This window comes from Arthrobacter sp. AFG7.2 (assembly GCF_002892835.1).
Taxonomy (GTDB): Bacteria; Actinomycetota; Actinomycetes; order Actinomycetales; family Micrococcaceae; genus Arthrobacter.
The window spans coordinates 62,549-83,333 of sequence record NZ_PJMB01000008.1 but is presented as its reverse complement, the minus strand read 5'-3'; the positions used below and the strand labels follow the sequence as shown (position 1 = coordinate 83,333).

Annotated in this window: 16 protein-coding genes; 10 read left to right on the top strand and 6 right to left on the bottom strand. The window is 66.0% G+C overall.

The window, feature by feature from the left end; translation table 11 throughout:
* The first annotated feature begins 30 nt into the window (after positions 1 to 30).
* The 4 genes from CXX84_RS14340 to CXX84_RS14325 all read left to right on the top strand — a co-directional run bounded on the left by CXX84_RS14340 (position 31) and on the right by CXX84_RS14325 (position 3,621).
* A complete protein-coding gene (locus CXX84_RS14340) occupies positions 31 to 420 on the top strand; it encodes a DUF3499 domain-containing protein (RefSeq protein WP_102977396.1) in 390 nt (129 codons plus the stop codon).
* A 78-nt stretch (positions 421 to 498) separates the two neighbouring features.
* The gene (locus CXX84_RS14335; protein ID WP_102977395.1) at positions 499 to 735 is read left to right on the top strand and encodes a hypothetical protein; all 237 of its coding nucleotides are present in this window, start codon (positions 499 to 501) and stop codon (positions 733 to 735) included.
* A gap of 105 nt (positions 736 to 840) precedes the next feature.
* Positions 841 to 2,319 (top strand): adenosylhomocysteinase, encoded by a 1,479-nt coding sequence (ahcY, locus tag CXX84_RS14330; protein ID WP_102977394.1) that lies wholly within the window; start codon positions 841 to 843, stop codon positions 2,317 to 2,319.
* Positions 2,320 to 2,382: 63 nt separating this feature from the next.
* Positions 2,383 to 3,621 carry an Ig-like domain-containing protein gene (locus CXX84_RS14325; RefSeq protein WP_102977393.1) on the top strand — a complete coding sequence of 413 codons (1,239 nt, stop codon included), beginning with the start codon at positions 2,383 to 2,385 and terminating at the stop codon, positions 3,619 to 3,621.
* Between the two features lie 3 nt (positions 3,622 to 3,624).
* Here the strand turns inward: CXX84_RS14325 and CXX84_RS14320 are convergent, their stop codons facing one another.
* Entirely contained in the window at positions 3,625 to 4,425 is an 801-nt protein-coding gene (locus tag CXX84_RS14320) for an RDD family protein (protein WP_102977392.1), read from the bottom strand.
* Positions 4,426 to 4,497: 72 nt separating this feature from the next.
* On the opposite strand from CXX84_RS14320, the gene CXX84_RS14315 reads away from it, so the two are divergent.
* Positions 4,498 to 5,490, top strand: coding sequence for a stage II sporulation protein M (locus tag CXX84_RS14315; protein WP_189337604.1), 993 nt, complete (start codon positions 4,498 to 4,500; stop codon positions 5,488 to 5,490).
* A 125-nt stretch (positions 5,491 to 5,615) separates the two neighbouring features.
* Positions 5,616 to 6,800 (top strand): TIGR01906 family membrane protein, encoded by a 1,185-nt coding sequence (locus CXX84_RS14310; RefSeq protein WP_102977390.1) that lies wholly within the window; start codon positions 5,616 to 5,618, stop codon positions 6,798 to 6,800.
* Between the two features lie 36 nt (positions 6,801 to 6,836).
* Here CXX84_RS14310 and CXX84_RS14305 read toward each other — a convergent pair whose 3' ends face one another.
* Both CXX84_RS14305 and CXX84_RS14300 read right to left on the bottom strand, forming a co-directional pair.
* Positions 6,837 to 8,666, bottom strand: coding sequence for an AMP-dependent synthetase/ligase (locus CXX84_RS14305; protein ID WP_102977389.1), 1,830 nt, complete (start codon positions 8,664 to 8,666; stop codon positions 6,837 to 6,839).
* 64 nt (positions 8,667 to 8,730) lie between these two features.
* The gene (locus tag CXX84_RS14300; RefSeq protein ID WP_102977388.1) at positions 8,731 to 10,446 is read right to left on the bottom strand and encodes a dolichyl-phosphate-mannose--protein mannosyltransferase; all 1,716 of its coding nucleotides are present in this window, start codon (positions 10,444 to 10,446) and stop codon (positions 8,731 to 8,733) included.
* Between the two features lie 54 nt (positions 10,447 to 10,500).
* On the opposite strand from CXX84_RS14300, the gene rsmI reads away from it, so the two are divergent.
* On the top strand, positions 10,501 to 11,376 hold the full coding sequence (rsmI, locus tag CXX84_RS14295; protein WP_102977387.1) for a 16S rRNA (cytidine(1402)-2'-O)-methyltransferase: 876 nt from the start codon (positions 10,501 to 10,503) through the stop codon (positions 11,374 to 11,376).
* Positions 11,377 to 11,560: 184 nt separating this feature from the next.
* Entirely contained in the window at positions 11,561 to 13,060 is a 1,500-nt protein-coding gene (locus CXX84_RS14290) for an NAD-dependent succinate-semialdehyde dehydrogenase (RefSeq protein WP_102977386.1), read from the top strand.
* Between the two features lie 22 nt (positions 13,061 to 13,082).
* On the opposite strand, the gene CXX84_RS14285 is transcribed toward CXX84_RS14290, so the two are convergent.
* From CXX84_RS14285 to CXX84_RS14275, 3 genes are all read right to left on the bottom strand, one after another.
* Positions 13,083 to 15,503: a transglutaminaseTgpA domain-containing protein gene (locus CXX84_RS14285; protein WP_102977385.1), complete on the bottom strand. Its 2,421-nt coding sequence runs from the start codon at positions 15,501 to 15,503 to the stop codon at positions 13,083 to 13,085.
* Positions 15,504 to 15,601: 98 nt separating this feature from the next.
* Positions 15,602 to 17,047 (bottom strand): DUF58 domain-containing protein, encoded by a 1,446-nt coding sequence (locus tag CXX84_RS14280; RefSeq protein ID WP_102977384.1) that lies wholly within the window; start codon positions 17,045 to 17,047, stop codon positions 15,602 to 15,604.
* A 9-nt stretch (positions 17,048 to 17,056) separates the two neighbouring features.
* Positions 17,057 to 18,184 (bottom strand): AAA family ATPase, encoded by a 1,128-nt coding sequence (locus CXX84_RS14275; protein ID WP_102977383.1) that lies wholly within the window; start codon positions 18,182 to 18,184, stop codon positions 17,057 to 17,059.
* Between the two features lie 162 nt (positions 18,185 to 18,346).
* On the opposite strand from CXX84_RS14275, the gene CXX84_RS14270 reads away from it, so the two are divergent.
* Both CXX84_RS14270 and CXX84_RS14265 read left to right on the top strand, forming a co-directional pair.
* Positions 18,347 to 19,252 (top strand): TatD family hydrolase, encoded by a 906-nt coding sequence (locus CXX84_RS14270; protein WP_102977382.1) that lies wholly within the window; start codon positions 18,347 to 18,349, stop codon positions 19,250 to 19,252.
* Positions 19,253 to 19,533: 281 nt separating this feature from the next.
* Positions 19,534 to 20,730 (top strand): resuscitation-promoting factor, encoded by a 1,197-nt coding sequence (locus CXX84_RS14265; protein ID WP_102977381.1) that lies wholly within the window; start codon positions 19,534 to 19,536, stop codon positions 20,728 to 20,730.
* Positions 20,731 to 20,785: the final 55 nt, after the last annotated feature.

Sequence of the window (20,785 nt, the reverse complement as noted above, 5' to 3'; positions counted from 1 at the left end):
TTGTGTGGACACGGAGTAGTCTGTGATGTCGTGGGAGCTATCCGTCAGTGTTCAAGATCTGCCTGCCGCCAGTCAGCGGTGGCTACCCTGACGTATGTCTATGCAGAGTCCACAGCCGTTCTCGGTCCACTGGCCACCTACGCGGAGCCGCATTGCTACGATCTGTGCGAGCAGCATGCTGATTCGCTGACGGTTCCGCGCGGCTGGGAAGTCCTCAGGCTGGCCATGCCGTCTTCTCCCCAGCAGCCCGGCCCGGATGATCTCCTGGCCCTTGCCAATGCTGTCCGTGATGCTGCAGCCCTCCCCGCCCAGGCGCAGCAGCCGCCGGCACAGCGCGGGCCCCACTCGGCGCTGGAGGCGCCGGCAGGCGCCGAAGGTACGCGCAGGGGGCACCTGCGCGTCCTGCGTGAACCCTCCTGACACCCTTCTGGCGGTAGGCTGGTAGCTGCACACCAGTCCTCTACCGGCGCGAGCGCGCCCGCCAGGGAGCACGAAGAAATGCCACATATCAGTCCTGAGCTGCTGTCCGTCCTGCGCTGTCCCGTGACGGGTTCCGCCCTGGTGCAGGAAGGGGACGAACTGGTTGCAGCCGTCGCCGGGGACTCCGGAGTCAAGCCGCGTTACGCCATCGAGGACGGAATTCCGCTGCTCCTGCCTCCCGAACTGCTGGCAGCAGCCACCACGGCAGCATCGGACCAGCACGATTCGGCCCCCGGAACTGCCGCTGCCGGGTAGCGGCCACGCCAGCTCGCCCAAAACAAAGCCCAGGTGCCACGGCCGGCGTCGCACCTCACCACAGCAACACCGGAGCCGCGCTCCGGACAGGACGAAGGACCATCCATGACTTTTGATTACAAGGTTGCCGATATCACTCTGGCTGAAGCCGGCCGGCACCAGATCCGCCTGGCTGAACATGAAATGCCGGGCCTGATGTCGCTCCGCGAGGAATTCGGCCCCACCCAGCCCCTCAAAGGTGCCCGGATCGCAGGTTCACTGCACATGACAGTGCAGACGGCCGTGCTGATCGAGACCCTGACCGCCCTCGGTGCCGAGGTCCGCTGGGCCTCCTGCAACATCTTCTCCACCCAGGACGAGGCCGCGGCAGCCGTCGTAGTGGGGAAAGGCACGGTAGAGGACCCCCAGGGCGTGCCGGTGTTCGCCTGGAAGGGTGAAACGCTCGAAGAGTACTGGTGGACCGCCGAGCAGATCCTCACCTGGCCCGGAGCGGAGTCCAACCCCGAGCTCGGCCCGAACATGATCCTGGACGATGGCGGCGACGCCACCATGCTGGTGCACAAAGGCGTGGAGTTTGAGGCAGTGGGCAACGTACCCTCCGCTGATCCCACCGATTCCGAGGAATACGGGATTTTCCTCGATGTGCTTCGCCGCTCGATCGCCGCGGACCCGAACAAGTGGACCCGGGCCGCATCCACCATCAAGGGCGTCAGCGAAGAAACCACCACCGGCGTACACCGCCTGTACCAGCTGGCTGAACAGGGCAAGCTGCTCTTCCCGGCCATCAACGTCAACGATTCCGTCACCAAGAGCAAGTTCGACAACAAGTACGGAATCCGGCACTCGCTCCCGGACGGCATCAACAGGGCCACGGACGTGCTCATGGGCGGCAAGGTCGCCGTCGTCTGCGGCTACGGTGACGTCGGCAAGGGCGCCGCGGAAGCGCTCCGCGGCCAGGGTTCCCGGGTCATCGTCACCGAGATTGACCCCATCTGCGCGCTGCAGGCCGCGATGGACGGCTACCAGGTGGCCAAGCTGGAGTCCGTCCTCGCGCAGGGTGACATCTTCATCACCACCACGGGCAACAAGGACGTGATCATGGCCGAGCACATGGCCGGGATGAAGAACAAAGCGATCGTGGGCAACATCGGCCACTTCGACAACGAGATCGACATGGCCGGGCTGGCCAGGACTTCCGGCATCAAGAAGGTGGAAATCAAGCCGCAGGTGCACGAGTGGGTTTTCGAGGCCGGGACGGATGCCGAGCGCTCCATCATCGTCCTCTCGGAAGGCCGGCTGCTGAACCTGGGCAACGCCACCGGACACCCGTCCTTCGTGATGAGCAACTCGTTTGCCAACCAGACCATCGCGCAAATCGAGCTGTGGACCAAGAAGGACCAGCCCGAAGGCGAACGCGAGTACGAGAACCAGGTCTACGTCCTGCCCAAGGTCCTGGATGAAAAGGTGGCGCGGCTGCACCTTGATGCCCTGGGTGTCGAGCTGACCGAGCTGACCAAGGACCAGGCAGAGTACCTGGACATCGACGTCGCCGGCCCGTACAAGCCCGAGCACTATCGTTACTAAGAAGTAAAGTGCCCGGGTGCCGTCGGCACCCGGGCTGTTACTTTCTGCCCCTAGGATCAAAATATGGAGCCCGAAGTCCAGTCCCGCCGTCCGGGAAACCTCAAGAAAATCCTCGTGGTGATCGCCGTGTGCGTCCTCGCCGCGGTGGGCGGCGTTTTTGCCGCGGTTTCGCCAGGCATTGCCCGCGGAGCAATCGAGTCTGAAGCGGGATCCGCCGTCAGGACCTCTCCCGGCATCGCTTCGCCGGTCATTGCGCCGGTCACGTTCGACGCCGCACCGGCCAACGGTGCCAAGCAGGTGAACCCGGCTGCCCCGGTGTCCCTGAAGGTAGGCAACGGCACCATTGAACGGGTCACCCTGACCAGCACGTCGGGCGAAACGGTGGAGGGCCGTATCGACGCCGCGGGAACAGGCTGGACCGCATCCGGACCGCTCAAGTTCAACACCGACTACAGCTATACCTACGTGGTCAAGGATGAAGCCGGCCGCGAGACGAGCACCACGCAGTCCTTCAGCACAGTGTCCAGTTCCCATGAAGCGGACGCCGCCATTTACCCGCTGGACGGAATGAAGGTGGGCGTTGGGCAGCCTCTGCAGGTCATCTTCAGCGAACCAGTGGTCAACCGCGAGGCGGTGGAAAAGGCCATCAGCGTTACCAGCAGCGCCGGCCAGGCGGGCGCCTTCCACTGGCACAGCGACACCATGGTCCGGTACCGCGCGGAAAACTTCTGGGCGGCAAACTCCACCATCACCATGGACATGCAGCTCTTCGGCGTGGACCTGGGCAACGGCCAGATCGCCAACTTCAATAAGAAGGTGAATGTCTCCATCGGTGACAAGAAGGTGGCCGTCGCCGATGCCGCTGCCCACACCTTCACGCTGAGCGTCAACGACCAGGTGGTCAAAACGCTGCCCGTCAGCATGGGGGACAAGCGCTTCCCGTCCGCCCGCGGCTACGGGGTGCTGATGGAAAAGAAGCGCTATGACCACTTCCGGGCCTCGAGCATCGGGCTCAAACCCGACGATCCGGCCTACTACGGCGACGTGGACGTCGAGTACACCATCCGGCTGACGCTCAGCGGTGCCTACATCCACCAGGCCCTCGAGTCCGCCTATCCGTTCATCGGCAACACGAACGTCTCGCACGGCTGCATCGGCTTCGCCCCCGACGGCGCTGCCTGGGTCTTTGACAACATGGGCACCGGGGACGTGGTACAGATCGTGAACACCGAGGGCGATTATGCAGCCCACGATGACGGGTTCGGCGACTGGAACATCCCGTGGAGCGAGTACGACAACTAGAGGTCAGCTGCCGAAAGGAAGCCGCTGCAAGCGCTCGCCGACCTCCGTGTTGCGCCGGCGTGTTTGCGTGAGCCGAGTCAGCTCCCTGGTACGGCGTTCGGCGACGACGGCGGCAAGGTAGTCGTCCGGGCCGGTTCCCGGGGGTGGGGGCGGAGCGACGTGGGCGGAGAGTTCCGTGGCAATGGACGCCGCCATTTCCGACCGCGACAAGGGTGCCATCCGCCCTGCCTGCCGGATGAACTGCGAGGCCCTGCGAACCGTCCCGTCAGGAATCCTTCCGATATCGGCGGCCGCGGCCCACGCCTGCAGCCGCGGCGGAACAAACACCGGAACCGGCTGCTCCACGGGGACGCGGGTACGAACAGCGTACGTACCGGCCATCAGGTCTCCCAGCCGGCGTGACCTGTCGTTGAACAGCGCGACGATCAGTGCGACGCCACCGAAAGTCAGGTAGATCTCCAGGAAGCCGGTCAGGCCGCGGATTACGGCGTGCCGGAAACGGATGGCGCCGCCGTCCTCCCTGACCACCCGGAGGCCGGTGGCCAGCTTCCCCAGCGACCGGCCGCGGCTCAGTGTTTCCACGGCCACGGGGACGATGACCAGGCAAAAGACCACACTGGCCAGGGTCAGGGCACGCGCGGCAGCCTCATCCAGGTCCTCCCCGGCCGCGGCGAGCCCAATCAGGATCGCCACCAGCAGGACGATGTTGAATGCCGCATCAAGGAGCAGTCCCAGCGCGCGGCCGGCAAAAGATGCAGGCCGCAATTCCAGGACCACGGCCTCGCCGGTGATAATCGAAGCCACAGTTCTGCCCCGTTCCCTGTCCCGTTCGGTGTGGTCGCTCAAAGTCTAGTGCGGTGAGGCTAGGCTGGTCGCGTGGATATGGACGCCTTCTCCGCAGCGAACGCGGACAAGTGGGCACGGCTGCACGAGCTTGCCGCCAAGGGCAGGCTCAGCGGGCGCGAGGCCGACGAACTGCTGACGCTGTACCAGTCGACGTCTGCCCACCTGTCCCTGATCCGGTCAGTCGCCCCCGAAAGCGGACTGTCCGCCTCGCTGTCCGCCACCCTTGCTCAGGCCAGGACCCGCTTTACTGGCGCCAGGTCCAATGTGCCGGCGGACCTGGCACGGTTTTTTGTGATTGCACTTCCGGCCGCTTTCTACCGGCTGACCTGGCTGACGCTTGCCTGCGGTGCAGCCTTCACCCTCATCGCCGCAGCCTACGCGTTCTGGATCGGCACGTCTCCCGAAGCGCTGCGGGCAGTAGCGTCCGAGGCTGCGGCGAGGCAGTACGTCGAGGAAGACTTCATCAATTACTACTCTGAAAATCCGGCGGCATCCTTTGCCGGTGCTGTATGGACGAATAACGCCTGGATCAGCGCGCAGGCCGTGGCTCTGGGGATTACGGGCTTTTGGGTTCCCATGATCCTGTTCGGGAATGCCCAGGGGGTTGGGATTGCCGCCGGAATGTTTGCAGCGGCCGGAAAGAGCGACGTTTTTTTCAGCTACATCCTGCCGCACGGGCTGATGGAGCTCACCGCCGTGTTCATCGCCTGTGCAGCCGGTCTCCGCGTCTTCTGGGCCATGGTGTCACCGGGCGCACGGACCAGGGGCAGGGCTGTTGCCGAGGAAGGCAGGTCCCTCATCACCGTTGCCCTTGGCCTGGTCCTGGTGTTGTTCGTCTCAGGTCTGGTTGAAGGCTTTGTCACTCCCGGTCCTTTACCGGTGTGGGCCAAAATCGGCATCGGCGCTGCGGTCCTGGCCGCCTACTGGTTCTACGTTCTGCGATGGGGGAGGCCCGCTTACCTCGCGGGAGAACGCGGGGACCTGCGGCGGGAGGACGCCGGCTACACGGAGATCGCTGCCTGAATCGTTGTAATTCAGCCGGGGTGGTTCCTCGTCCCCCGGAAGGCGCGGACGGTAGGCTCGACAACAGAAAAAGCGCGCCAGCTGACCACGGCCCGGCGCGGAAACACGACGGAAGTGACGCTGCTGTGAAAGACGAAACACCGGCCCGCGCCAAAAGCGCAGAGCCGCAGCCGGAACCTCTCCTGGATACTTCCGGGGACTCCGACGAGCCCGCGTTTTCCTGGCTGACACCCTCCGGCAACGGCTCGAGTGCGGCCACGGGGTCCCCGGCCGCGGCTGCTGCCGGTTCCGCCCGTGACGGTGGCGCCGTCGAAGGCTCCGGTGCCGGCAGATCTTCCGCAGACCATGCTGCCGAGGGCTCATCCGCCACTGACCTGAGTTCCTCCTCCGAGAAGGCCGGGGAGCCCGCGGCCGCCGCTTCCCAGGCGACCATCCAGCCGGAGAGCAGGGCCCGCCGGAAGGCTGCTGAAGCTGCCGCGGAGACTCCGGCAGAGGGCAGCTCACCTGTTTTCAAGGAGCCGCTTCCCACGTCCGCGCTTCAGATCCGGCCGCCGGAGGAGGAGGTGGAGCGCCGCAACGCCCAGCGGGAGAGCGCCGCCAACGCCAAGCCCGTGGCTCCGCGGGTGATGCAGGTACTGCTCGCCGTTTTCTTCCCGCTGATTCTTTTGATCCTCGCTGTCCGCGCAGTGACCACTCCGTTGTTCCTGTGGGTGGAGTACAACCGTCCGGGCTTCCCCGGGGACGGGTATGGCTTCAGCACGGACGACAGGATGACCTACGGGTCCTATGCCGTGGATTACCTGACCAACTGGTCGGGGCCGCGCTACCTCGGCGACCTGGTCCACCGCAGTGGTGACAAGCTGTTCAAGGACGGCGAAGTCAGCCACATGGCGGACGTCAAACTCGTCATCCTCTCCACGTTCGGTGCCGGCGTCCTGCTGATCCTCGTCAGCCTGATCGCCGTCCTCTACCTCCGAAAGCGAAGCAGGGGCGGAGTCCGCAGGGGCCTCTTTGCAGGCTCTATCGTTACGCTGGTCCTGATCCTCGGGCTGGGCACGCTGGCAGTACTCGGCTGGCAGCAGTTCTTTACCGAGTTCCACCGCATCTTCTTCGCCGACGGGTCCTGGACCTTCAGCCTGGACGATACCCTGATCCGGCTTTTCCCCGGCCAGTTCTGGATTGATGCCGGCATGGTCATAGCCGCACTGGTGCTGCTGACCGCGCTCGTGACGCTGATCCTGACATGGCCTACCAGGCGCCGGCGCGGCCTGGCCAAAGATGAGCCCGAAACAGCTGCTGAAGGCGCCTGATACCCCAGGCGTCGTCACCCCGTCCGGGAACGGAGCCTAGGCGTACAGCCTGGCGACGTCGTCACCGTAGTCGCGCACGACGGCGGCGCGTTTCAGTTTGAGGGACGGCGTCAGGTGTCCTGACTCCACGGTGAACTGGGCGTCAAGGAGCGAAAACCTGCGGATCGACTCCGCCTTGGAGACAAACAGGTTGGCCTGGTCCACCGCATCCTGCACTGCCGCGAGGACGTCGGGATCGCTGACCGCCTGTGCCAGTTCCAGGGCCGGCAGGCCCTGTTCGGAGCGCCAATCGTTCAGGCCCTCAGGGTCAAGGGTCACCAGCGCCGAGACAAAGGGCCTGCCGTCGCCCACCACCACCGCATGAGCCACCAACCGGTGGGCGCGGATCCGCTCTTCCAGCGGACCGGGTGCAACGTTCTTGCCGCCGGCCGTGACCAGGAGGTCCTTCTTCCGGCCGGTGACTGTCAGGTACCCCTGCGGATCCAGTTCCCCGAGGTCGCCGGTACGGAAGAATCCATCAACGAAAGCCTCCGCGTTCGCGGCCTCGTTCCCGTGGTAGCCCTTGAACACACCGATCCCCTTAACCAGGATCTCGCCGTCTTCCGCCACACGGATGGTGGTGCCCGGGATGGGTATGCCCACGGACCCCACCCGCGTGCGCGACGGGGTGTTCGCGGTGCACGGCGCCGTGGTTTCGGTGAGCCCGTACCCTTCCAGCACGGGTATGCCGGCGCCGCGGAAGAAGTGAGCGTCATCAAGGGCGAGGGGACTTGCGCCGGAGACTGTATACCCCACTTGCCCGCCCAGGGCCCGGCGCAGGCGGGGATACAGCAGCCGGTCGAAGATTCCGTGCCGTACCCGGCATAGCAGTCCAGGACCGCTACCCTGGCCGCGGTCCCGCTGGTCTTCTGCCTGCGAGTATTCAATGGCCGTGGCGGAAGCAGCCTTGAACAGCCGGTCCTTGCCCGCCAGCGCGGCCTTGTGCGCGGCCGTGGCCCGGACTTTTTCGAAGATCCGCGGTACCACCAGGAGGAAAGTGGGCCGGAAGGTTCCCAGGTCCTCCAGGAGTTGCGCGGCTCCTGCCGTATGTCCCAGGGTTGCCCCCGCGCTGAGGCAAACCACCTGCACTGCGCGGGCCAGGACGTGTGCCAGCGGCAGGAACATCAGGGTGCGGGCCTGGTCCTGCAGGAGCAGTTCAGGAAGGAACGCCACGATGTTCTTGGCCACCAGGGCGAAGTTTCCATGGGTAATCTCGCAACCCTTGGGATTGCCCGTGGTGCCGGATGTGTACACCAGGGAGGCGACGTCGTCCAGCCCCGCGCGGCTGCGGTGCCGTTCAAGCTCCGCGTCAGTGACCCCGGCGCCAGCCGCGGCGAGGCTGGCAAGGTTGGGAGCGTCGCCGTCGTAATCCATCCGGACCACATTGACGAGCCGGTCCCGGAACAGGGCGGAACCAGTCAGGACGTCCGTCACCAAGGCCACTGTCCGGCGGTCGCCGGCAAAGACCCGGCGAACGCCCGCGTCCTGGATGATCCACTCCACCTGCCGGGCCGAGGATGTTTCGTAAATGGGAACCGTCACGCCGCCGGCGAACCAGATGGCGAAGTCCACCAGCGTCCACTCATACGTGGTGGGGGACATCACCGCCACCCTGTCGCCGGGCTCGATGCCGCCGGCGATGAGTCCCTTTGCCAGGGCACTGACATCGTGCAGGAATTTGCCGGCCGGCACGTCCACCCAGCCGTTTGGCCCCTTACGCCGATACAGGGGGTGGGCAGGGTTGGCAGCGTGCTGCTCCAGCAGCAGATCAGTCACGTTGCTGGCTGCATCAAGCTCCACCAGCAGTTCAGTGCTCGCTTCTCTCACACGGGTCTCCGTTCCGCTGCCATGCCGCGGCAGCGGCTCGGTTGGGGTCTGATGCCATCCTGCCCTAGATCCAGGACGGCATCCACATCCGGACTTTCCAGTCCTCGTAGGGAATGGTTTCGGCTGCCCAGACAGGATAAAAGAAAGCGGACAGCAGGATCGCGGCAGCAACAAAAAGGGCCACCAGGTACAGGCCTGACCGGCGCCGCCACGGAGGATCGGAAGCCCTGCCCAAAACGAGGCCCAGGCAGTAGGTGAGCGCCAGGATGAGGAAAGGCTCGAAGGACACCGCGTAGAAGTAGAACATGGTCCGTTCGGGGTACAGGAACCACGGGAGGTAGCCTGCGCCCGCGCCGGCCAGTATGGCCCCTGCGCGCCAGTCCCGCCGCCCCGCCCACCAGAAGAGAAGGACCACCAGGGAGATTGCTGCACCCCACCAGATCAGCGGATTTCCGACGGAAAGGATGGCCGAGGTGCACTTTTCCACCGCACAGCCGGGGCTGCCCTGCTGGGGCGATTCGTAAAAGAACGACGTCGGCCTGCCAAGTACCAGCCAGCTCCAGGCGCTGGCCTCGTAGGGGTGGTCAGAGCCGAGGCCCTGGTGGAAGGTGTACGCCTCCCGGTGGTAATGGGCCAGTGAACGGACAGAGTCCGGCAGCCAACCCCACTCGGCAGAGGGATTGCTCTCGGCCCACCGGCGGAAGTACGCATTTTCGGACTGGAACCAGCCGGTCCACGTTGCCGCGTACACAAGCGCGGCCACCGGGACCATGCTGACGAATGCCGGGACCCCGTCCTTGATGATGCCCCCGCTGATCCAGCCGCGGACGCCGGCAACCCGCCGTGCACTGAGATCCCAGAAAACGGTGAGCAGTCCGAACCCGGCCAGGAAGAACAGTCCAGACCATTTGGTCCCGACGGCGAGCCCCAGGCATAGCCCCGCCGCCAGGCGCCACCAGCGGATCCCCAGCCAGGGGCCGGAGAGCAGCTGGGCCGGCGTCGGGTGTCCGCCGTTTTCTGCAGCAGCCCGGGCCAGCCGAACAGCCAGCCGCCGCCGGCCGTCATCCCGGTCCAGGAGCAGGGCGCCGAATGCGGCGAGGACCCAGAACATCAGGAAGATGTCCAGCAGCGACGTCCGGGACATCACCAGATGGTGGCCGTCCACCGCCAGAAGGAGTCCCGCGGCACCTGCCAGCGGGAGCGACCGGAAGAGCTTCAGCGCCACCAGGGACAGGAGCAGGATGGACAACGTTCCGGTCAGTGCAGCAGCGAAGCGCCAACCAAACGGGTTTTCCGGACCGAAGAGCCCCATGCCTGCCGCGATCATCCATTTGCCCACCGGCGGATGGACCACGTATTCGGGAGAGTCCAGGAGCACCCCCGGGTTTCCCGCATTGAATGCATCGTTGGCTTTGTCCGGCCAGCCGCGCTCGTAGCCGCTGATCAGGTACGAGTAGCCGTCCTTCACGTAATACGTTTCATCGAAGACGAGTTTGGCCGGGGCCTCCAGCCGGACAAAACGCAGGACCCCGCCGGCAACGGCTGTCAGGACGGGGACCAGCAGCAGCCACAGCCTCAACGTCGGCGGGTAATCACGCCACGTGTGGGCACTTCCCAGGAGCCGCGCCAGGAGGGAGTCGACCGTGAAGGCCTCGGCGGGGCGGGTGACCCAGGGCCGCAAGGAACCGCCCGGCCCCCCTGCCTTTACCGCGGTATCACTGCCGGCTGCCGCGGGGGCGGCCTCTCCGGTTTCGCCCGGCCGCGTCGAGGTCTGCGTCACGAGCCAATGCTACCGTTTGCGGCCGGCAGCCCCCGGCAGCAGTAGGCTGGTGGCGTGGACCCTAACCCCAACACACCTCCTGATACCGGCACGGCGACGGCAGGGCGCATCTTGCTCGCCGCCACTCCGATCGGTAATACCGGTGATGCTTCAGCGCGTCTGGTGGAACTGCTGGGAACCGCGGACATCGTGGCAGCAGAAGACACGCGCCGCCTGCACCGGCTGGTCCAGAGCCTGGGTGTGACGGTGGCCGGGCGGGTCATCAGTTACCACGAACACAACGAGGCGGCCAAGACTGCCGAGCTGCTGGAACAGGTGAAGTCCGGAAGCACCCTGGTCATGGTCACCGACGCAGGCATGCCCTCGGTTTCGGATCCGGGTTTCCGCCTGGTTGAGGGGGCAGTCGCGGCGGGCCTGACGGTGACTGCAGTTCCGGGCCCGTCAGCCGTACTCACTGCCCTGGCGCTCTCCGGCCTGCCCACGGACCGTTTTTGTTTCGAAGGGTTCCTTCCGCGCAAAGCCGGTGAAAGGGCCTCGCGCCTGGCCGACCTTGCCGGGGAACGGCGGACCATGGTGTTTTTCGAAGCACCGCACCGGCTCGAGGTCATGCTCCGGGCGCTGCGCGAACGGTTCGGGCCCGACCGTCCCGTCGCCGTATGCCGCGAACTCACCAAAACATATGAAGAAGTCATCCGCGGCACGCTCAATGAACTGTTGGAGTGGGCAGAGAAGACAGAAATCAGGGGGGAGATCGCCGTTGTCCTCGGCGGAGCGCCGGAAAAGGCAGCCGGGGAGCCCGAGGACCACGTGGCTGCAGTGAACGAGCTCGTTTCCCAGGGTATCCGGCTTAAGGAAGCGGTGGCAGCCGTTGCCGAGGACGTCCGGGTGAGCAAAAGAGAGCTTTACTCCGCTGTCCTGGCTGCACGCTGACCATCTCCGATGACGTGCAGGCCACGCTGTGCAGCTGCACAGCAACCCTGTGATGCAGCAGTGCGCAACGGCGTAGACCTGCCGGAAGCCCAGCAGTAGTCTGGCAGTTAATCAGCCTGTATGGGCCCGGTCACTCCGGCCGCCGCCGAAGGGCTGCACCAACCCTACTGACGAGGGAGTCATTGTGACTGTCACTGCACAGCCGGCCGTTTCCGCAGACCGCGAAAGCGCCCTTTTGGCCTCTGTCCCCACTGGCCTGCTTATCAACGGTGAATGGCGGGACGCCATCTCCGGGAAGACCTTCGACGTCGAGGATCCCGCCACCGGAAAGGTGCTGCTGAGCCTTGCCGACGCCGGAGCGGAGGACGGTGCCGCAGCCCTGGATGCTGCCGCCGCCGCCCAGGAGTCCTGGGCAAAGGTTCCGCCCCGCGAGCGGGGCGAGATCCTCCGCCGTGCCTTTGAGCTCGTGACTGAACGCGCCGAGGACTTCGCGCTGTTGATGACCATGGAAATGGGCAAGCCGCTGGCCGAAGCCCGCGGGGAAGTTACCTACGGCGCCGAGTTCCTGCGCTGGTTCTCCGAGGAGGCAGTCCGTGCCTTCGGCCGGTACTCGGTGTCCCCGGACGGCAAGTCACGGTTGCTGGTGACCAAGAAGCCCGTTGGCCCCTGCCTCCTGATCACCCCGTGGAACTTCCCGCTGGCCATGGCCACCCGCAAGATCGCCCCGGCCGTGGCCGCCGGCTGCACCATGGTGCTGAAGTCAGCGAACCTCACGCCGCTGACCTCCCAGCTCTTCGCCGCCGTCATGATGGAGGCCGGCCTGCCCGCCGGGGTGCTCAACGTCATCCCCACGTCCACTGCCGGTGCCACCACCGGCCCGTTGATCAAGGACTCCCGGCTCCGGAAGCTGTCCTTCACCGGCTCCACTGAAGTGGGCCGCCGCCTGCTCGCGGATGCCTCCGAAACTGTTCTGCGCACCTCGATGGAGCTCGGCGGCAACGCCCCGTTCGTGGTCTTTGAGGACGCTGACCTGGACGCTGCGGTCGCCGGCGCAATGCTCGCGAAGCTGCGGAACATGGGTGAGGCCTGCACCGCGGCCAACCGCTTCATTGTGCACGAGTCCGTTGCAGCCGAGTTCGCGGAGAAGTTCGCCGCGAAGATGAAGGAGATGACCACCGCACGCGGCACCGAGCCCGAGTCCAAGGTGGGCCCGCTGATCGACGCCAAGAGCCGGGACAAGGTCCACGAACTGGTCTCGGACGCCGTCGCGTCCGGTGCCAAGGCAGTGCTGGGCGGGGGACCGGTGGAGGGCCCGGGCTACTTCTACCAGCCCACCATCCTCTCCGGCGTCGCCGAGGGCACCCGGATCCTGTCCGAGGAAATTTTCGGCCCGGTGGCGCCCATCATCACCTTCAGCAGTGAAGACGACGCCGTGCGCCTGGCCAACAACACTGAGTACGGGCTGGTGGCCTACGTCTTCACCAGGGACCTCAACCGAGGCATCCGGATGGGCGAACGCCTCGAGACGGGCATGCTTGGCCTGAACGCCGGCGTCATCTCCAATGCCGCAGCACCCTTCGGCGGCGTCAAGCAGTCCGGCCTCGGGCGCGAAGGCGGCCTCGAGGGCATTGAGGAATACCTGTACACCCAGTACATCGGCATCGCCGACCCGTACGCCGGATAGTGCCCTGACCGGCAGTTGCCGGTCAGTTGCCGCCCTGCCGCCGAACGCCGTCGCGCGCTCCACGCCTGGAGTTACCAGGCCACGAGCGGGCGGCGGCGTTTGCCGTGCCGCGCAGCATCCGGCCAGTGGCGAGGAACGGGGCTGAAAGCAGCCGGCCGAGCCGTCCCATGACCGACGCGGGAACCCAGGCTGCCCGCAAACGGCGCGTGAAGGTGGCATTGGCGTGCAGCGACGTTTCAACGGCCGCAACCCGGGCTGCCAGGGTGCTGTTGGTATCGCCGCTGGAGCCGGACTCTTCGCCGCCGGCTGCCGCTGCGGGGACCGGAAGTGGTGGGCGGCCGTAGCTGTGGCGCTCAAAGTCTGCCGTCAGTGCAACAACGGCCAGGTGGGCCTGCTGGTCCATGCCATGGGGTTCCCCCAGCAGGGAGCCGCGGAGCCGCGCAGAATATGCCCTCGGTGTTTCGCTCGAACCCGGGGCCATGCCATAGTCCGTGCCGAGGTCCAGCAGTTCCCGCCAGCCCAAAGGTACAGCGGTGCCGTGGTCCTGCGGCCGAAGCCTGCCCGCCCTGATCGCCGTCCTTGCCAGCCGCGGCGAAGCCAGCAGAAGGGCAATTCCCAGCATGCCGCCGGCAGTCAGCAGCCACGGCAGAAGTTGCCGGCCCGTGTCGGGGCTTCCGCTGCCACCCGGTGCGGGCAGGGGAGCGGCGCTCGGTGCCGGGGAAGGAGCCGGAGCAGCGTCGGGGAGCACGCCTTCATTGTTGTCCAGCGCGTCGGGCGCGGCGGCGGCCGCTGATTCGGTGGCGTACTCGGGAACCACGCCACGGGACGGGGTTGGCTCGAAGGGCACCCAGCCCAGCCCCTGGAAGTAGAGTTCGGGCCAGGCGTGGGCGTCGCGCGCATCCACCTCATATTCCGGTAGTGCTCCCTGGCCGGCCACTGAAACCGTGGCACCCGTGAGCCTGCCGGGTGCGTAGCCCACGGCAATGCGGCTTGGGATACCTTCCAGCCGTGCCATCACAGCCATCGCCGACGCGTAATGGATGCAGTAACCGCTCTTCTGTTCCAGGAAATCCGCCAAGACCGAGAGCCCGTTGCCGTCATAGCCGCCCTGTACCGGGGACTGCAGGGAATAGGTGAACTCCGGCGAGCGGAGGTACTTCTGGAGTGCCATCGCCTTGGCGTACGGCGTGCCCGTTCCAGCCACGGTATCGGCAGTGGTGCGGACAACGTCCGGAACGTTGCCGGGAATCCTGGTGAAATCCGCCGGGATGCCCTGGACCGCCGCCGAGGACTGCGCCAGCAGCCCTGCCGTCAGTTTGGGTGCGGAGGACGTGACCAGGTACTCCTGCCTCCTGGAGGTGGTGGTGTCCGACCCCTTAATGCTCAGGGTGGCAGGGTCCCAGGTCCATCGCCCGTTGAGTCCGCGGACGGACTCGGGGGCGTAGGGCGCTGGAAGATACGGGCTGTTGAAGCTGCCGGCGTCGATGGCCGTCACCAGCCGCTGCTGTTCGTCCGCCAGCACCGTGTAGCCGGGATCGATCCGGCCGCCCAGCCGGAGCCGGGACGCAGTACGGTCGTCCGGGCCCCAGGAGTCGCCGTCGAAGTGATCCACGGTGACGGACCGCAGGTACAGCGGGGTGGATGCATTGGTGGCGTACGTGATGCGCCCGCTTCCGTCAGGAGTCCGGAGGCTGTTGCCCAGCGTGATCATGGGGTTCAGGCCTGTTGACGCCCCCCACGGGTTGAGCCGCGAACCCTGGGGGAAAGTCCCCTGGTCAAAGCCGGGAATGGCCAGGGGCGCCACCAGCGTGGCGGCGAGCGCAACGGACCCTGTGAGGACGGCACGCTTCATCTGCCCGGGACTGCGGGCGGAATCCGTCTGAAGCCGTGCATCGGGGACGAAGTACTGGCTGCAGGCAAGGATGGCCAGGTATCCGGCCAGCGTCACGGCAAATCCCCAGAAGCCCACGCTCTGCGGCTTGATCATCGCCGGTACCACCAGGATGGCCAGCAGGCCAACACCCGTGGCGGCGGGTATGCCCAGCGGCAGCGCGAGCGCGTCCACCAAAATGACCGCCAGGCCCAGGACAGCGCAGATGACCATGACAATTCCCACATTGGGGGCCACCGGCGCCGTCTCGGAAAGCACGGTTTCGCTGGCACGCCGGATGAGGCGGTCCAGTTCGCCCAGGGTGCTGCCGGTGGGGATAAGCCCGGCAAAACTGGAGCCGCGGAAGAATGTCAGCGTCAGGATTGCGCCCAGGGAAAGGAATCCGCCGGCAGTTACCAGCAGGGGTTGCGCCCGCACGGATCGAAGTGCTGCCAGGGTGAGGCTTACCACCAGGACGGTGGTCAGAGCGGGCCAGTACCAGCCCCAGCCCCGGAGGACACCGTTCAGGGACAGGGCGGCACCGGACACAGCCAGGGCTATGGCGGCTGCCATGGCCCAGGGGTAGGCGCCTACCCGCGGCCTTCCACGGCGGGGTTCCCCCTGGAGCCCGGGCTCGTGGCCGGTTCCCGGACTGTGTGTTGTTGCCGTGGTCACCGCACCGCCCCCGTCCCGCGCCGGACCTCCGCTGACGGAGTAGGCACTGCCATGTCCTGGTCGAACTGGCTCCACGCGGCCGCTACCGGGACCGAGGGCGCCACCGCAACAGCACGCCAGCCTCCCTGCCGGAGTGCTTCCACAACCTCCGCGGACTCGCCCGGCTTCTCCGTGACAATCACGGCAAAGGCGTTGGTGCCGTAACCCGCAGCCGGGGCCAGCGCAAGGGCCTCCACCCGTGAAAGTGTTCCAAGGACCGCAATCACCGGTCCCCTCATCCGGTGGGCTGACAGTTTGTCCATCAGCAGGTCATCGAACGCGTCCGGTCCGGCGTCCTGCTGGGTGCGGTCGCCGCTTGCTGTAACCTTTCCAGCCCAGTCCCGGAGGGTATTCTCGCGGCGGGGGTGGTGGGGCCCGGTCAGCTGGATCGCCGCAAGGCTTTCCGCGATGGACTGGAGTCCTGCTGCGCCGCTGTACTCCTCCACCTCAGGCTCGGGAGCGGACGGCGAGCGCAGGAAGGCAGGCCCGCCCCCTGTGTCCAGCACGCGAAGTGCGTAGTTTCGTTCGGCCAGGTGTGCGCTGATGGACATGACCGCCACGACGGACCATTCAAAAGTCCCGCTGCTGGCCATGGGGTGGCCGTCCTGGCCGGCGGGCCACTGCAGTCCGGCACCTGGACCACCTGAAAACGCACCGTACCTGTGGTCCACGATGATGGTCGCCTCGGGGGTGGTGACTGATTCCTCCTGCCGCACCATGAGGTCGCCGTGCCGTGCCGTGGCGGCCCAGTGCACCCGCCGCATCGGATCGCCGTGGCGGTACTCACGGGTCATCACGTCGTCGTCGCTGGGATTTGCCCGGATCCGGGTGGCGGTCACGCCATCATTCCCCCGTGCGCCAGCGAGCCCGGTGAGGGGAAGTACGACGGCGGCCGGCGTCACGGTGAGGGTGTCGCCGTCGTCTATTGCCTGCCGATGCAGCGAAAGGCCAAAGGGGTCCGTGAATTCGGCAGTCACCGGGCCGATCAGGAACTGGCCCCGCTGGGCCGAGCGCAGATGGTATTCGTACCGGCTGGTGCCGCCGGTGGCAGAACGGGAAGGGAACCGGAAGGCAGGGGACTCGCCGAAGCGCGCCGGCAGCCGCTCTTCCATGGTGGCCCTGCCGCTGCCGTTCCCTGTCCGCGCCACTGCCAGCCGCACCGTTGCGGGTGCTGACGTTTCCACCGGTGCCGGATTGAACTCCCGGTACACCTGGAACCGTGGCTTGACCAGGCGGATTCCGGCGAGCGAAACGAGGGGGAGGACTATCAGCAGGATGCTGAGCGTCAGCAGGTCCCTGCGTCCCATGACGGACGCTGCGACGAGTGACACCCCGCCGGCGGCGATCATGCCCCAGCCGCGTTGGGTGAAGAGGTGCCGGGGTACCCGGTCCAGCAGCGCCATGGCGTCCGCCTAGCGGTTCCTGCCCAGCCCGGTGACCGGGGCGGCGGTCCTGCCGGCGGGTGCCGGAGCCTTGGTGACGGTTCCGCCGGGCTGGGAGGTGACAGGAAGGCGGGACAAAATGCCCCTCAAGACGCTGTGGGGGGTTTCTCCGGTCCCTGCGGCCTTGCGGTCCAGGATGATGCGGTGTGCCAGGACTGCTTCGGCGACGTGGACGACGTCGTCCGGAAGGACGAAGTCCCGCCCGTCCAGTGCGGCGGTGGCCTTTGCTGCCCGCAGGAGCTGCAACATGGAGCGGGGGCTCGCGCCCAGCCGCAGCAGCGGGCTCTCCCTGGTGGCCCTGCCCAGCGACACCGTGTACTCCTTGACAGCCTGGGACACGTACACCTGCTGGACGGTGGTGATCATGGCAGCCACATCCGCCGAGGTGACAACGGCGGAAACCTTGGCCAGCGGGGACGTGGCCTGATGCGTTTCGAGCATCTCGATCTCGGCGTCCTTGTCCGGGTAGCCCATGGAGATCCGCGCCATGAAACGGTCCCGCTGCGCCTCGGGCAACGGGTAGGTCCCTTCCATTTCGATGGGATTCTGTGTGGCCACGACCATGAAGGGTTCGTCCAGCCGGTAGGTGTTTCCGTCAACGGTGACCTGGTGCTCCTCCATGCATTCGAGCAAGGCCGACTGGGTCTTCGCGGAGGCCCGGTTGATTTCATCGCCAATAACAATATTGGCGAACACCGCCCCCGGCCGGAACTCGAACAACCGGGAGGACTGGTTGTAGATGGATACTCCCGTCACGTCGGACGGGAGCAGGTCCGGGGTGAACTGGATGCGGTTGACTGTGCAGTCAATGGTGCGGGCCAGCGTCTTGGCGAGGAGCGTTTTTCCCACTCCAGGGACGTCCTCAAGCAGCAGGTGCCCCTGCGCGAGCAGGACGGTCAGTGCCAGCTTGGCGGCGTCGGATTTCCCATCGATGACGGTATTGACGGATGTGAGAATGCGCTGGCTGGCGGCATGGAAGGCGGCAGCGTCCATGGCGGCAGGACGGTGTCCGTTCAGGTGGCTGACGGAATCGGCCAGCCCCGCCATGGTGCGGTTCGCAGCGCTCACATCGTTGGCAGTGCGTCGGTGGGATTCCATCGGCAACCTTTCAGCCCGGGGTTCACCTGGACGGGACAACAAGCCTGCCTTCGCCCGTCGGTGGGCGTTCGCATGTGTTCGTACCAGACTACTAACACAACTGCCACTGCTGACAGAGAGTTCCGACAATTATGGGGAACCGTCCGCGGTTAGGGTGGATGGATGTGCACTTCGCTTCCTCCCGCCGCATACCGGGACCTTGACATGGATGATGAGCAGGAGCGGGGGAACTCCCGGCAGAAGGCTTATCCGCCCGCCCCCGAGCCCCTGCCGGTGCCGGTGATGGACAACCACACCCACTTGGACTTCCCGGACGGCCAGGCTCCTGTTGCAGTCAAAGCTGCGCTGGATGCCGCCGCCGCGGTGGGTGTCCAGGGCGCAGTCCAGGTGGGCTGCGACCTTGAATCATCCCGGTTCACCGTCAAAGCCGTCGACATGGACCGGAGGTTGCTGGGGGCCGTGGCACTCCACCCCAACGATGCCCCCCGCTACGCCGCCCGCGGACAGTTGGAGGAAGCGCTTGCGGAGATCGAGCGGCTGGCTGCCCACCCGCGGGTCAGGGCCATCGGAGAGACCGGCCTGGACTTCTTCCGCACCGAAGGCGAGGGGCTGGCGCATCAGCGGCACTCCTTCCGCCGTCACATCGACATCGCCAAGCGCCTGGACCTTACCCTGCAGATCCATGACCGCGACGCCCACGACGACGTCGTCCAGGTGCTCCGGGAAGAGGGTGCCCCTGGCCGTGTGGTCTTCCACTGTTTCTCGGGGGACGAGGAACTGGCAAAAATCTGCAACCGGGAGGGCTGGTGGATGTCGTTCGCCGGCACCCTGACTTTCCGCAACGCGTCCAACCTTCGGGCTGCGCTCGCAGTGGCGGATCCCGGGCTGGTCCTGGTGGAAACGGATGCGCCCTTCCTTACTCCGCACCCTCATCGCGGCCGGCCAAACGCCAGCTACATGGTTCCCTACACCGTCCGGGCGATGGCTGAGTTGACAGGAACGGACCTCGCAGAGCTTTGCGCAGCAATCAGCGCAAATACCGTGCGGGCGTACGGGAGTTGGGACTAGCGGAGCCGGCGTCTGACCGTTACCTTGGGCATACCCGGTATGCAGATTTCTTGGCTGCTTTATAACGCTACGGTTACAGTGGACATTTATTAGCCGGGGTCGGGGAAGGCCAACGGGTAAATTCACTTCTTTTTGCAGCCAGGACTGCCGGGCTTTCCGCCCGGCTGCCCGTTGCGTGGAGTGTCGCGGCGCGACGGTGCCCGGACTGCCCCCAATGGTGGTGCCGGGCATTTTATTGCGCAATTCCCCGTGCCCGGACAGACCTAAAGTTACGGGCAAACGTGAGTAAGTTCTTCACATCGGACGGCAAGTTCAGCTTCATCAAGGTTGGCGCCCAGATTCTGGTGCTGTGCGCACTCGTCGTGGGGCTCGTAGCCTTCGTCGGCAATAACAAAACCATCACGCTTAATGTCGATGGCAAAGTCTCGTCCGTGCAGACCTTCGGTGGAACCGTGGGCCAGGTGGTCAAGAGCGCCAACCTGGACCTGAGTCCAGCCGACCGCGTCTCGCCCTCCGTTGATGCCTCTGTCCAGGACGGCACCGTCATCAACGTCAACAAGGTAAAAGAAGTCAAGGTCAGCCTCGACGGTGCCGAAAAGACGGTGAACACCACCGCGCAGGACGTCGCCGGCCTGGTCACTGAGCTCGGTGTCGCCAGCGCCTCCTCGGTATCCGTCCCCAAGGACGCCCAGCTGTCCGTCGCGGGGTCCTTCGTCTCCATCTCCACACCCAAGACGGTCAGCATCGTTGCCGACGGCAAGGTGGACACCGCCACCACCACCGCCGCCACCGTGGGTACCGTCCTCGGCGACGCCGGCCTGGCCCTCGGCGCCAACGACCGCACCTCGCAGCCCGCCCACGCCCCCGTGGTCAACAACATGGTCATCAAGGTGTCCCGCGTGGACAACAGCCAGACCGCTGCCACCACAGACGAGGTTCCGTTTGAGACCGTCACCATTGAGAGCGGCGAACTGCTCAAGGGCGAGAAGGAAGTAACCCAAAAGGGTGTACCCGGCAAGCTCGAGAAGACCTTCAAGCTCGTGCTGGTGGACGGCCGCGAGGCGTCGCGCACACTGGTGTCCGAGGCGGTCACGGTCCAGCCGGTAGCGGAGAAAATCACCGTGGGCACCAAGCCGAAGCCTGTGGCCAAGCCCGCCCCTGCAGCAGCTGCAGCACCTGCGGCACCTGCGGCAAGCGCGGGAGCCAACACGGGCGCCGCTGCACCGGCCATGTTGAACGAAGCAATGTGGGACAAGATCGCCCAGTGCGAGGCCACGGGAAACTGGAGTATCAACACCGGAAACGGCTACTACGGCGGCCTGCAGTTTGATATCCGCACCTGGCTCGGCGCCGGCGGAGGAGCATATGCACCCAACGCCAGCCTTGCCACCAAGGCCCAGCAGATCGATATTGCCAACCGCGTGTACGCACAGCGCGGACTTCAGCCCTGGGGCTGCGGCTGGGCTGCCACCCGCTGACCTGCTGAACTTATACGCCCCGTCACTGCTGTGGCCGGGCCCGGATCTCCGGGCC